Source organism: Paenibacillus validus NBRC 15382, from assembly GCF_004000985.1.
GTDB classification, from domain to species: domain Bacteria; phylum Bacillota; class Bacilli; order Paenibacillales; family NBRC-103111; genus Paenibacillus_G; species Paenibacillus_G validus.
In genome coordinates this window covers 58,011-70,685 of record NZ_BIMH01000003.1, presented here as the reverse complement: position 1 = coordinate 70,685, position 12,675 = coordinate 58,011, and the positions used below count along the sequence as shown (strand labels likewise).

Below are 12,675 nucleotides of genomic sequence, written 5' to 3'. Positions count from 1 at the left end.
TGCGTGTTGATACCGGATTGGGAGTGAACAGACGATGGAATTGAAGATGTACAAAGCCGTGTGGGGGATGCCGGGAAGCTGGGACTCGATGCTGAAGCAAATTGCGGAAGCCGGTTACAACGGGGTGGAATGCCCAGTGCCCGCCCCCGAGGACGAGTCGCACTTCAAAGAACTGCTGGATCAGTATCAGCTGGAGCTCATTGTGCAAGTGTATACGGAAGGGAATCACATCGCTTCGTTCGAAGAGCAAGTGCAGCGGGCAGCTGCGTTCAAGCCTCAATTAATCAACTCTCATAGCGCGAAGGACTCCATGCCGTACGACGATCAGCTCGTTTTCTTCGAGCATGCGATCCGGCTTGAACGGCAGCTGGGCGTTCCGATCGGTCACGAAACCCATCGGGGCCGGGCGATGTTTACGCCATGGAGCACGGCCCGCTTGCTTCGGGATTTGCCGGACCTCCATCTTGTAGCCGATTTCAGCCATTGGTGCTGTGTCTGCGAGTCCATGCTGCCGGACCAAGCGGATAACTTGTCCCTCGCGATGCGTCATGCCATCCACATTCATGGCAGAGTCGGTTATGAGCAGGGGCCCCAGGTGCCCGATTTCCGTGCGCCTGAATACAAATATGCTTTGTTGAAGCACGAGCAATGGTGGGACGAAATTTGCGCCCGTCATCAATCCGCCGGACGTCCGATATTGACGTTTACACCGGAGTTCGGACCGCCGGGATATATGCACACGCTGCCGTTCACCCATCAGCCTGTCGTTGATTTATGGGAAATATGCTACGCGATGGGCCAACGGTTCCGTGATCGGTTCATGCGGCAATTCGGCTGACAGTTAAGCTGAACCTGACCCTGACCCAATAAACAAGGCCGGCCGGTGACACGCGCGACAAGCCATCCATCGCACAATCAGGCTCCGCTATGGATCGCGCAGGGCTTGGCCAATACGCACGTCAAAGAACCGTCCGGGCCGGACGGTTCTTTTAAGCTTGCGCATTTTATTTATTAAAGAACCGGTCGAATAGGCCCGCCGTATACAGAAGAACGAGCAGCGTCAGCAGCGGCGACACGTAGCGGAGCATGAACATCAGCAGCTTGTGTCCGAAGCCGTCGAGCCCCGCTTCCTTGGCGGACTTTGTCCACACATATCCGGCGAAGAGCGTGACGACCAAGCCGCCGAACGGGAGCAGCACGTTGGACGCCACGTATTCGATCAGGTCCATAATCGGCTTGCCCGCAATCGTAAAGCCGCCGAGAATGGCGCCGGCCGACAGTGCGGAAGGAACGCCGAGCACAAAGCAAGCGGCCGAGACCAGCGTCGTGGCTTTGATGCGCGACCAGTTCCATTTGCCCATCGCATAAGCAACCGGCACTTCCAGAATGGAGACGGCCGACGTCAGCGCAGCGATGGCTAACAGCACGAAGAACAGCCCGCCGAACAACTGGCCGAACGGCATCGCGGCGAAAGCGGCCGGCAGCGCCATAAATACGAGTCCAGGCCCCTGCGAGGGTTCAATGCCAAAGGCGAACGACGTCGGGAAAATAATGAGCCCGGCGATGAATGCGTAAATCAAATCCCCCGCTCCGATGGCCAGTGTAGCGCCCTTCAACGACTGACTCCTATGTGTGTATGCGCCGTAGGTGATCATGATCCCCATCCCGAGCGATAACGAAAAGAAGGCATGACCTAACGCCACCAGGGCGGATTCAGCGGACAATTTACTAAAATCCGGCTTGAGGAAAAATTCGACGCCGGCCATCGCGTTCGGAAGCGTAAGCGAACGAATCATCAGTCCAAGCAGGAGGATGACGAGTCCGGGAATCAGCACTTTGTTGAATTTCTCGATTCCGCCGGAAATCCCTTTGCCCACAACCCAGCCGGTAATGATCATGACGACGGCTTGCCAGAACAGCGGAACGTACCCCGAGGTGAAGGATACGAAGCGCTCTTTATACATGTTGTCCGCATATAAGCTGTCGGTGAACGACAGCGCTGCGTAGTGCATCGTCCATCCGGCTACGACGGCGTAGAACGTCATGATCATGAACGAAGCGAATACCGAAACAAAGCCGAAAGCGCCCCATGTTCTGGATTTCGACAAGAGGAAGAACGACGACGAGGCGTTCCCGCGTCCGCTGCGCCCGATCGTCATTTCCGCGATCAGAACCGGAAGGCCGACAAGCAGCAAGCACACGATAAAAAGCAGGAAAAAGGCCGCCCCGCCGTATTGTCCGGTAATATAGGGAAACTTCCACATGTTGCCGAGTCCGACAGCGCTGCCGATGGCGGTTAAAATAAAGCCGGACGAGCTAAAGCGGTCAGAAGATGCGGGCTGGTTGTCTAAAGAGGGAGAAACCTTGCTTTTTTTCACGTCATTAACCCTGCTTTCTTTCTATAAAATTAGAATCCTGTAAATAGCAACAACAAATATATTAACCAATGGTGCATTAATTGAAAAGTAAAAAATTATGATTACCATTTGTTCGTCCCAGGAACCATTGACATGGGGTTTCATTCCAATAAAATCTTACATAATTATCCAAGCTAACTCATCAGCGGAAAAGGGGAGACCTCAAGATGAAGATGATGGGATTCCCCAACCGCGCGCTGCTGCAGTTGGGCGGCATTACCGTTATCGTGTACGTGGTTTCATAGGGTTGGGGCCACAACCTGTTCGGCGGCTCGTTCGTCGTGGAGCGGCCTGATACGGTCTTGGTTGATGGGGCATGATCTGCGGATGACGATGCTGCTCGTGCCGATGACCGTGTTCGTCTCGTGGAAGCTGACGCTCACTTCGCTCGTGCCGCTGCCGTTCACGGCGTTTCCAGTCCGTCTATACGGCGGTTGGATTCCTAGCCGGTTCATGGCTGCGCAGACTGCTTTCGATGATGGGAATGAAGGGGGTTGGAAGCCGTTTCGGGCATTCGGTCATACGGCGCGGGCAGCCGGGAAGGTGGACAGTTGTCCTCTTGTGCCCGGCCGAGGGGAGACGAAGGATCGTTCGTCCTGACCGGACCGCCTTGCTCCTGTCCTCCCCGCACTAACGCTCCTGCTCCTGCACCGATAAGGTAAACGTGGCGCCACAGCCGGGACAGTAAGCCATATGGACGCATTGATGCCGTTCGAGATCGGCGAAGCCGTTCGTCAGCTTCATATCGTCGATCGATCGGTAAGGTGAATACGGATCGTCATAATCGCTCAGCCTCCCGCGGTCCTCCGCCGCTTGACGGCAGGACGGGCAGCTTCCTCCCAGCGCCTCCAGGCCGTTGCACACGCTGCAAACATAAGAAGACAACGCCAACACCTCCACCCCTATAATGCCCGGATTTGATGCAAAAGTTGTAAAAACAATGAAATTGTACAAGCCATTTCAGCAAGCCGGGGCATGTTCGAATATAACGCTTTATGTTAGAATAAGGGCATGAATCTTGGGGACTTTTGGCAGGGGGAAGGAGACCGTTCCATGCGTTATCGCAGCCTCTTAGGGCCTATGGCGGGCATCGTCTTGCCGTATGCGGCGTATTTGCTGTTACGCAGTCATGCTTCCATCGACGGGCACTTCGCCATGCCGAGGGGGCACTTCTATATCGTTAGCGCTGTAGCCTGCTTGGCTCTGGTGATCGCTATCGCTGTAGGCGTCGCCGGCAGCCGGCTGCGGAATATTAAAGTGAGCTTCTTGGCGTTATCGTTCGTCTCCATAGCCGAGTTGTTTATGGTTCATGGCTTGTCGACGCCCAATTTCATCCTTCACGCCACTAATCTGCCGGGCATAGCCGCGCAAATGAGTGTCTTGCTTGCCTCCTTCTGGCTGTGGCTGTCGGCATTCTCCACCGATCATCGTCTCGTGAGGGTTTTGTCCAAGCACCAGTCACGGCTTATTCCGGCTTGGACGGCGGCGCTTGCCGTCATGGGCGTGACAGGCATGCTGTTTCCGCACTTGGCCGCGTTCATTCCGCTGAACGTCCATCCGCTGAACGGGGCGATGGTCGCCCTCACGATCGCCTTGAACGGGATCGTCATGTACCGCTATTATCAATCTTACTTGTATTCGCGGTTTCCGCTGCAAATCGCCATCGTATACAGCTCCGGCTGGTTAATCGTGGCCCAGCTCATTATGGTGACCGGCGAGATATGGCGCGCGAGCTGGTGGCTGTACCACTTCCTGCTGCTTGCTTCCATGATCGTCATGGTGGCCGGATTAATCCGCCAGTATGCATCCAACCGGTCGTTGGCCGATGCGATTCGCGCTTTGTACACGAGCGACCCGATCGAACGGATTACCGGCAGCATCTCGCCCAGCGTGAAAGCGCTTATGGCCGCTACCGAACAGAAGGATCCGTATACGGCCGGACACAATTTCCGGGTCACGATGTATGCCCTGAAACTGGCGGAGGAGCTTCAGCTTCGGCCGGATGAGCTGCGCGCTCTGGCGCAGGGTACGATCGTCCACGACGTCGGGAAGATCAATATTCCCGATGCGATTCTCAACAAGCCGGGACGGCTGACGCCCGAGGAACGAAGCGTGATCGAGCTGCATCCGGTGAGCGGCTACGAGATGTGCCGTACGCTCGGTTTTATGCAAGAAGAGCTCGGCATCATCCGCTGGCATCATGAGAAATGGGACGGCAGCGGCTACCCCGACCGTCTGCGGGGCGAACAGATTCCGCTGATGGCGCGCATTGTGGCCGTGGCCGACGTGTATGACGCGCTAACGTCGAACCGCGCGTACCGGCAAGCTATGTCCCATCGCGAAGCGATGCGGTTCTTGAAGGATTGGCGGGGGACGCATTTCGACCCCGGCTGCGTAGACGCATGGGTCCGCTTATGCGAACGCGACGCCAGCGTGTATCAGTATCCGTCTCAAGTCATAACGGAAGAAAAGACGGTTCCCGTGCTTTGACTCCCGGCCGGGCTCCATACTCCCGCGCTGCGCCTCGCTCCCATTCGGGTGCGGGGCTCTTCAGGTTCAGGGAGTCCCGGATCGGAGGTTGTTCGCTTCGAGCAGCTTGCGGATAGCCGCATTGAGCGTGCCGGGGTCGGGCGTCGAGACGGCTTTGTCCGAGAGGCCGTATTTCTTTTTTAGTGCGAGAATGCGGGAGACGCTCGTATTCAGGCGTTCCTCCGTCAGCGTGCCGTCCGCCGCCGCCTGCTTCAGCGCATCGAGGACGTGCAGCGCGCGGTCGGCGCCGTGGGCGACCATGACCAGATCGCCGCCGGCCAGGATGGTGCGTACGGCCGCTTCGCCGATGTCGAAGTGTTTCGTGATCGCGCCCATCGTCAAATCGTCGGTCATGACCACGCCTTGAAACCCGAGCTCCTGGCGAAGCAGTCCGTCGATAACGGGCTCCGAGAAGGAGGCGGGGGCGGCGTTATCCAGTGCCGGTATCAGCAGATGGGCGACCATGACCGCGTCCGCGCCTTCTTGCACCGCACGCCGGAACGGAAGCAGCTCCAGCTTGCGCAGCTCCTCGAGCGGCTTGCTTACGACCGGCAGCTCCAGATGCGAGTCGACCCACGTATCGCCGTGACCGGGAAAATGTTTCACGACCGGCACGACGCCGGCCCCCTGCATGCCTTTCATCGCCTGCGTGCCGAGGTCGGCTACGAGAGCGGCGCTGGCGCCATAGGATCGCGGACCGATGACCGGGTTGTCCGGGTTGCTGTCCACGTCGAGCACCGGGGCGTAATTCATGTTCATCCCCAGCAAACGCAGTTCTTCCCCGAGCAGCTCCCCGATACGCTTCGCCAGCTGAGGATTGTTCGCCTGCCCGATGTGACGGTTGTCCGGCAGCGCCGCGAAGGCCGCAGGCAGCCGGCTGACGGCGCCGCCCTCTTGATCGACGCTTAAGAAGAGCGGAGCGGCATTCGACCCGTTCGCCGCCTTCAAGGCGTTGAGAAGGCCGATGGTTTGCTCCAGCGATCCGACATTGCGTTTAAACAGAATGATTCCGCCGATATGCCAGTTCGCAATCAGCTCGCGAACCGGCGCGTCCAGCGTCCTCCCCTCCAGACCAATCAGCAGCAGCTGTCCGATCTTCTCGTCGGTGTTCATCCTTTGGATTTGTGTTTGAATCGGGTCGGGCGTCGCGGCGGGAGGCGGCGGGACGTCGTTCTGCGGGCCCGTGCACCCGCCTGCCAGACCGAGGCACCCCAAGAGAAGACCAAGTCGATAAAAGTGACGCCATTGCCGCAAAAGAAGCCCTCCTTTTTAGGCCGCAGCCTATTTCAACCTACCAACCAGTATGCCGTAATTTTCCTGCAACCATGCTTCAGCTTCGCCCCTGCCGGATGCCGGCGAAACCATTTGACGGCATGACGCGGCATCGCCTACCTGGCTTTTCTGCGGAATCCATCCGTTTACCCCTAGACGGAGAAGGAATGTACGAGGTTGCGGTGTTCGATCTTGAAGCCCAAGCGATTTTCTTTTTTGTGCCGTTCCCGTTATTTGTTAAAATGGAACGTATAAGGATGATGTGTTGGTTACGGTTTCTAACTAGATCTCGGAAAAAAGAGGTGGCCGTCATGCCCGATTGGTCGTATCAAACGATATTTCGCCCGCTGCTGTTCCGTCTCCCGTCCCGGCTGGCACGCGAGCTGACGCTTCGCGCGATGGGGCGGCTGAGCCGGTTGCCCGGAGGCGCCTTCGTTATCCGCACGTTAGGGCATATGGAGCCTTCGCCGCTGCTGGAGAGCCGCGTAACCGCGCTAACGTTCCCAACGCCTGTCGGATTATCCGGCAGCTTGGACCCGGAAGGGACGGCTCACAAGGCGATGTCGCAGTTCGGCTTCGGCTTCATGGAAGTGGGCCCGGTGACCGTTTCATCCGTGCGCAGCGGCCAGCCGATTGTGCGCGAGGCTGCCGCGGAATCGATCGTCTATCCGGCGTACGCGGAGAACCCCGGCCTGAAGGCGGCCGCCCGCCGAATCGCGAAACCGGGGCACACGCTGCCGCAGTTGGTGCGCATCGCGCCGATGCCCGGTACCCGCGGCGAGCGGGCGCTCGAAGAGCTGCGGCTGCTGCTGGCGCGATTGGCCGAGGCTGGAGCGGCGGGCTTTTACATCGATGTGCTGCGGGACTGCGAAGGGACGGAGGAGGCGCTGGCGCTGCTGGAGCGCATCCCGGGCGCTGCGGAGGCCGGCCGGCCTCTGTTTCTATATGTTCCGCTCGACTACCCGAACGAGCAGTTGGAGCGGCTGCTGGAGCGGCTGGATCGATCGGCATGGGCGGGCATCGTTGTCGGGGAAGCGCTTCCCGCGGCTGGCGGCGGCGTCCGTATCGGCAAGGCGTGCAAAGCGGCGGCGCTGGAGAAGCTTCGGGTGATCCGCCGTGTGCTCGGCCCCGGCTCAAGCTTCGACCGGTTGGGCAGCCGGGACGTGAACGGATTTGCCGTGAAAGCAGCGGGCGGGGTGCACGAGCCGCAGGATGCGGTCGACCTGATGCGGGCTGGGGCGGATTACGTGCTGCTGCACAGCGGTCTGGTGTACGCCGGACCGGGCTTGCCCAAGCGGGTGAACGAGGCGGTTCTCTACGAGAAAATCCGCGGGGAACCCGAGCCGTCGCCGCCGTCGTTCTGGAAGCATTGGGGCTGGATGTGCCTGCTGGGGCTGGGGATGATCTTCGGCGGTATTCTGGCGTGGCTTGTGGCGACGACGACCGTGCTGCTGCCTTACGACGAAGCGTATCTAGGCATGGATCTCGAAGAATTGTCGCGGATCAACGCCAACCTGCTGCACTTCATGTCGCACGACCGGATTACGCTGGCGGGGACGATGATCTCGATCGGCATCCTGTATTACCAAATCGCCGCGAACGGACTCCAGCACGGGCTGCATTGGAGCAAAACCGCTTTGGCGGTTTCCGGCGTCGTCGGATTCTCGAGCTTTTTCTTATATTTGGGCTACGGGTACTTCGATCCGCTTCATGCCATCGCGGCTGCGGCGCTGCTTCCGATGTTCGTCTTGTCCATGCGGAACAATCCGGACCGGCCTTACCGCAAGCCGGTGAACAGGCGCAATGACCGCGTGTGGCGGCTGGCGATGTGGGGGCAGCTTTGCTTCGTCGTACTGGGCTTCGCCCTCGCAGCCGGCGGCATCACGATCGCCGTTGTCGGCATGACGCAGGTGTTCGTGCCGGAGGATTTGGCGTTCATGCAGGTTACGCCGGCCGAGCTTGAGGCGGCCAATCCGCATCTTATTCCGCTCATCGCGCATGATCGCGCCGGCTTCGGCGGAGCGCTGCTGTCCGATGCGCTGGCGCTTCTTATTATGGCGCTCTGGGGCCTGCAGCAGGGCGAGCGTTGGCAGTGGAAGACGCTGCTTGTGGGCGGGGCTCCCGGGTTTATTGCGGGCTTCGGCGTTCATCTCGGTATCGGATACACCGATTTCTGGCACCTGCTGCCCGCGTTGTTTGCTTTGGCGCTATATGTCGCCGGACTGATTCTGCTTTATCCATATCTGATGAGAAGCCCGCAGACGCAAGACGCTTAACCGAACGAAAGCCAAGGAGAGGGTGCTTATGGAACAGACGCAAGTCAAAACGCTGGTGACGCGTCCGGCTTTTCAAGCGGTCGGTCTGCGCTGGGAGGGCACGTTCGCGCAAGCGGGCGCCGGGGAGATACGCGGGCTTCAATGGGCGCTGCAGAGCAGACTGAACGAAATTCGCTATGTCGCGGACCCGGCCGTGCTGTTAGGTCTGTCTTATCACGTCACGCCGGCAAGGGACAGCTTCACCCATTATGCGGCCGTGGAGGTCGAGCGGGCGGAGGACGTTCCGTCCGGGATGACCCGGCTCTCCGTCCCTTCACATACCTATGTCCAGACGGAGCACCGTAAAGGGCAGCAGATCGAACGGTCGTACACCGGCTTATTCGCCTGGATCGAACGCGAGGGGTACCGGACCGTGCCCGGAACGCTTACTCACTTCGAGCTGTACCCGATGCGTCAGGATCCGTACGACCCCGATCCGGCGTTTACGATTTTGATCCCCGTGGAGCGCGTTTATTAATGGATGAGCTTGCTTTCGCGGGCTTTATTCACGAGCTTCGCCGAGGAGGCGTTGATCCATTCCTTCAACGCAAGTCCGATCAGCAGGGCGATGGCGGCGTAGAGCGCCAGCATCCGCAAGTCTTCGAACACGAGCTCCCACAATATACCTCCGACCGCTTCCCGCATCAGCCCGATCGCATACGTAAACGGTAGGAACGGGTGAATCGCTTGGAAAAAGGGCGGCGTCAGCTGCACCGGAAAGGTGCCGCCCGACCCGGCAAGCTGCAGCACGAGCAGCACGATGGACATCGCCTTGCCGACGTTGCCGAACACCGACACAAGCGTGTACACGATCAGCATGAACAACGCGCTTAACACAAGTCCGAACGCAATGAACCAGAACGGATTGGCCGCGTACGTGTGCAGCAGGTACAGATCGCCGAGCGTGACGAACAAGGATTGCGGCAGCGCGAACGTCAGAAACGTCAAGTAGCGGCCTAAATAAACCTCGCGGCTCGTATAGGGGGCGGCCTCACCGGCGTGAAGGTCCACCGACAGCAGCGAGACGAGCAGCAGCGCGCCGACCCACAGCGACAGCGTCGTGAAGAAGGGCGACATGGCGGAGCCGTAATTCGGAATCGGGAACAATTTGTTTTCTTTCAAAATGACCGGTTCGGCGAAAAATTCGCTCTCCTTCTGCGCGTCCAGCTTCAGCAATCGCAAAATCTCGCCCAAATTCCCCTCCCGCTCGAAGGCGCGGACCCGATCGGCCAGCTCCTTGATTTTCGCTCCGATGCGCGGCAGCGCTTGTTGAACGGCAAGCAGCTCCTCGCGCCCGGTTGCCAAGCCGCGGCTGGCGTCGCCTACGATGCGCGTCACGTCGGGCATGCTGCTCTGCGCCTCGATGAGCGCGTCGTGCGCCTTACGCGCCGCCGTTTTGGCGCGTTCTACGCCGTCCGCGATGCCCGGGGCGATTTCGCCGTCGTAGCGCTCCAGCACGTCGCCCAGCACCGCGGAGACATCCCGGGACACGCGCGCCAAGTCGTTCACAAGCGCATCCGCAGGCTTGGCGCCTTTGGCGATCGCGTCCGCGATGCGGCCTACGATCGCGGTCTGCATCTGCAGGCTGCTTTGCAGCTGCTGCAGCTTTCCCGCGGCCCACGCGGAGCCCTTGCCGCCGGTCAGGCCGTTCAGCCGCTCGAACAGCGTCAGCATGCGGGAGGTCACGTCCCCGGCGACCGTCAAGCGATGCCTGACGCGTTCCAGCTCGGCCTGTAAGGCCGCCGGATCGAGTTTGGCGTCCTGCAGCAGCCCGGTCAGCTGCTCGGTGGCGATCGCCGCCTGCTGCAGCAGGAACAGATCGTGCTTGATGCCGGGAGCCAGCGAATTGAGCGCCTCGTCGCTTCGTTCGAGCCATTGGCCGAGCTGGGCGGTGACGGCTTGACCCGTATCGGCCAGCTTGGCGACTTCGGGCAAGTACGATTCCGTTCGGCGCACGATGTCCTGCGCCTTCTCGATATCGGCAAGTCCGGTGCCGACGGCCTGTTCGACTTCGGGAAGCAGCGCCTCTACCCTGAACAAGACGGTTTTCGCCGCTTCGATCGTCGGCAGTCCGCGTTCCAGCTCGAGCCCGACCTTATTCATGATTTCGAAGATGGCGCCGTTCGCCGTTTTGATGAAGCTGCGGCTGACCTCTTCCAGAATGCCGCTGGCGCCCTTTGACGTAATCTTCGGAGCAATGGCGTTGATTTTCTCGTTGACGTCGTAGACGATCTCCGCTTTGCGCGGCGATTCGGTCAGCACGGACGCGATACGCTCGGAGAAGTCCGGCGGAATCGTCAGACTGGCGTAATAATCGCCGCGTCGCACGCCCTTCATCGCCTGCTCCGCTTCGACGAACGTCCAGCCGATGCGGTGATCGGCTCGCAGCGAGGCGACGATTTCATCCCCGATGTGCAGCTCGCGGCCGTTGACGGTCGTGCCCAGATCCTGATTGACTACGGCGATCGCTAGCGAGCCGGTGTTCGAATAGGGATCCCACGAGGCAAGAATATTGAACCAAGCGTAGAGCGAAGGCAGGAATATCAGTCCGAGGACGATGACCGAAGCGGCCCAGTTGCGGCCGACATTTCGCATATCTGTGGCGTAGATGGACCAAATTCGCTTCATGGCTACCTCCTGGACGTTATTGCTTCGTATTCGTGATACAAAATATCGTCTTTTCAAGCGGCTGCTTTGCTTAAGACCTTCTAAAGGGGGGAACCCTCATGGATAATTTAAGAACCATTTTGCAAGAAAGTGGAGTTCAATTTGAAATGATTCATCACGAAAAACCGATTCGTACTGCACAGGAAGGTGCGGATTATTTTGGAATTGAAATAGGTCAGACAGCACCTACATTAGTTCTCAAGTCAGAAAAAGGCTACTTTGCGATGATAGTTTCTGGAAGTCGCGGGCGTGTAAATTTAGAAGAAGTGTCGGGAATTTTAGGATGCAATCAATTGAAAATGGCAACTCCAAAAGAAGTCCAACAGATAACCGGCTGCACGGTTGGCAGTGTCTCTATAGTGCTTTCTTTGCCTTGTATCGTAGATCGAGGACTTTTCCGCTATCCATTTATTTACAGTGGTACGGGAGAACCGACATCGACGCTGAAAATTGTCCCAAATGCTTTAGAAAAACTAAATCAAGTTGTTGCTTTTTTGGATTAAGGTGAAAAAATTTATGTCCATAAATGCCAGTGTTCCCGTGTTGAAGGCCGGGTATCCAAGGCCGGAGCCGACGGCAACTTTTTACATGGACATCCGGTATAGCGGGGAGTAAACTCGGTTTTATTCGAAATCAACCTATTTGGATAGACAATATATAAGTGAGCTGGATCCCATGGAGAACAACCTGATCACCGCTTTTCAGACGAACGGGGTTTCTTTAGCGGTTTCCTTGGCGGTCATCGGCTTGCTGTATGCTTTAGGCCGCAGACGCCTCGGTTTCGGCTATCGGGTATTGATCGCGCTCGGACTCGGTTTGGCCGCCGGGATTTTCTTTAACTCATACAAGTTCGACTTCAAGCGTGTCAGCACGATCGGCAGCATTTATGTGAACCTGGTGCGAATGCCGGTCATCCCGCTCGTCGTCGTGCTCGTGATCAACAGCATAACGACGCTGACCAATCTCGGTCATTTGCGCAAAATCGGCGTCAAGACGATATCCATCTTCCTACGACCGGTATCGCCGCGCTGATCGGCGTTATCGTGGCGGTGTTGATCGATCCGGGGGCAGGCATCGTCCAAGCCGTTCCGCAGGACTTCAAGCCGCGTGAGATGTACAACATACCGCTGGATATATCCGACTACATTCTCATCGTGCTTGTCAGCGTCATCTCCTCTGTTGGCGTGGCGGGGGTTCCCGGACCGGCCGCCATCTCGACGACGGTCGTGCTGACTGCGCTCGGCTTGCCGCTCGAAGGGATCGGCTTGACGCTGGCGATCGACGCCGTCGTCGATATGGGGCGGACTGCCGTCAACGCGACGGGTACGACAGTCTCTTCGCTGCTGGTCGCGAATGCCGAAGGCGAATTCAACCGCGAAGCGTTTAACCGCGACGAAGAAGACGAGCTTGAGCTGAGTAACGTCTCCTAAGCTCGAGGAATAAGACCGAAGGTCCAAAGCGGCCGTCAAATAAGC

10 protein-coding genes and 1 pseudogene are annotated in these 12,675 nt (G+C 58.5%); 7 read left to right on the top strand and 4 right to left on the bottom strand.

Annotated features, from left to right (window positions below; translation table 11 throughout):
• The first annotated feature begins 34 nt into the window (after positions 1 to 34).
• Positions 35 to 838: a sugar phosphate isomerase/epimerase family protein gene (locus PVA01S_RS03310; protein WP_127605163.1), complete on the top strand. Its 804-nt coding sequence runs from the start codon at positions 35 to 37 to the stop codon at positions 836 to 838.
• A 166-nt stretch (positions 839 to 1,004) separates the two neighbouring features.
• On the opposite strand, the gene PVA01S_RS03305 is transcribed toward PVA01S_RS03310, so the two are convergent.
• Positions 1,005 to 2,378, bottom strand: coding sequence for a sodium-dependent transporter (locus tag PVA01S_RS03305; protein ID WP_127605161.1), 1,374 nt, complete (start codon positions 2,376 to 2,378; stop codon positions 1,005 to 1,007).
• 348 nt (positions 2,379 to 2,726) lie between these two features.
• Between PVA01S_RS03305 and PVA01S_RS03300 the strand changes: the two genes are divergently transcribed.
• Positions 2,727 to 3,017, top strand: coding sequence for a hypothetical protein (locus tag PVA01S_RS03300; RefSeq protein WP_127605159.1), 291 nt, complete (start codon positions 2,727 to 2,729; stop codon positions 3,015 to 3,017).
• A gap of 30 nt (positions 3,018 to 3,047) precedes the next feature.
• On the opposite strand, the gene PVA01S_RS03295 is transcribed toward PVA01S_RS03300, so the two are convergent.
• Positions 3,048 to 3,302, bottom strand: a complete 255-nt coding sequence (locus PVA01S_RS03295; RefSeq protein WP_127605157.1) for a hypothetical protein — start codon at positions 3,300 to 3,302, stop codon at positions 3,048 to 3,050.
• 168 nt (positions 3,303 to 3,470) lie between these two features.
• On the opposite strand from PVA01S_RS03295, the gene PVA01S_RS03290 reads away from it, so the two are divergent.
• Positions 3,471 to 4,907 (top strand): HD-GYP domain-containing protein, encoded by a 1,437-nt coding sequence (locus PVA01S_RS03290; protein ID WP_127605155.1) that lies wholly within the window; start codon positions 3,471 to 3,473, stop codon positions 4,905 to 4,907.
• Between the two features lie 66 nt (positions 4,908 to 4,973).
• On the opposite strand, the gene nagZ is transcribed toward PVA01S_RS03290, so the two are convergent.
• Positions 4,974 to 6,200, bottom strand: coding sequence for a beta-N-acetylhexosaminidase (gene nagZ / locus PVA01S_RS03285; RefSeq protein ID WP_127605153.1), 1,227 nt, complete (start codon positions 6,198 to 6,200; stop codon positions 4,974 to 4,976).
• Positions 6,201 to 6,529: 329 nt separating this feature from the next.
• Between nagZ and PVA01S_RS03280 the strand changes: the two genes are divergently transcribed.
• Positions 6,530 to 8,494 (top strand): dihydroorotate dehydrogenase, encoded by a 1,965-nt coding sequence (locus PVA01S_RS03280; RefSeq protein WP_127605151.1) that lies wholly within the window; start codon positions 6,530 to 6,532, stop codon positions 8,492 to 8,494.
• Between the two features lie 28 nt (positions 8,495 to 8,522).
• Complete coding sequence (locus PVA01S_RS03275; RefSeq protein WP_127605149.1) at positions 8,523 to 9,011, top strand: GyrI-like domain-containing protein; 489 nt, start codon at positions 8,523 to 8,525, stop codon at positions 9,009 to 9,011.
• Here the strand turns inward: PVA01S_RS03275 and PVA01S_RS03270 are convergent.
• Positions 9,008 to 11,161 (bottom strand): YhgE/Pip domain-containing protein, encoded by a 2,154-nt coding sequence (locus PVA01S_RS03270; protein ID WP_127605147.1) that lies wholly within the window; start codon positions 11,159 to 11,161, stop codon positions 9,008 to 9,010. The genes PVA01S_RS03275 and PVA01S_RS03270 overlap by 4 nt on opposite strands.
• 98 nt (positions 11,162 to 11,259) lie before the next feature.
• On the opposite strand from PVA01S_RS03270, the gene PVA01S_RS03265 reads away from it, so the two are divergent.
• The gene (locus tag PVA01S_RS03265; protein ID WP_127605146.1) at positions 11,260 to 11,703 is read left to right on the top strand and encodes an aminoacyl-tRNA deacylase; all 444 of its coding nucleotides are present in this window, start codon (positions 11,260 to 11,262) and stop codon (positions 11,701 to 11,703) included.
• 172 nt (positions 11,704 to 11,875) lie between these two features.
• A pseudogene (locus PVA01S_RS03260) lies at positions 11,876 to 12,630 on the top strand (dicarboxylate/amino acid:cation symporter).
• Positions 12,631 to 12,675: the final 45 nt, after the last annotated feature.

Excerpts from the sequence above, each read along its gene's own strand:
- PVA01S_RS03280 (WP_127605151.1), top strand. The coding sequence starts at position 6,530 with ATGCCCGATTGGTCGTATCAAACGATATTTCGCCCGCTGCTGTTCCGT.
- PVA01S_RS03290 (WP_127605155.1), top strand. The coding sequence starts at position 3,471 with ATGCGTTATCGCAGCCTCTTAGGGCCTATGGCGGGCATCGTCTTGCCG.
- PVA01S_RS03270 (WP_127605147.1), bottom strand. The coding sequence starts at position 11,161 with ATGAAGCGAATTTGGTCCATCTACGCCACAGATATGCGAAATGTCGGC.
- PVA01S_RS03275 (WP_127605149.1), top strand. The coding sequence starts at position 8,523 with ATGGAACAGACGCAAGTCAAAACGCTGGTGACGCGTCCGGCTTTTCAA.
- PVA01S_RS03300 (WP_127605159.1), top strand. The coding sequence starts at position 2,727 with ATGGGGCATGATCTGCGGATGACGATGCTGCTCGTGCCGATGACCGTG.
- PVA01S_RS03310 (WP_127605163.1), top strand. The coding sequence starts at position 35 with ATGGAATTGAAGATGTACAAAGCCGTGTGGGGGATGCCGGGAAGCTGG.
- PVA01S_RS03265 (WP_127605146.1), top strand. The coding sequence starts at position 11,260 with ATGGATAATTTAAGAACCATTTTGCAAGAAAGTGGAGTTCAATTTGAA.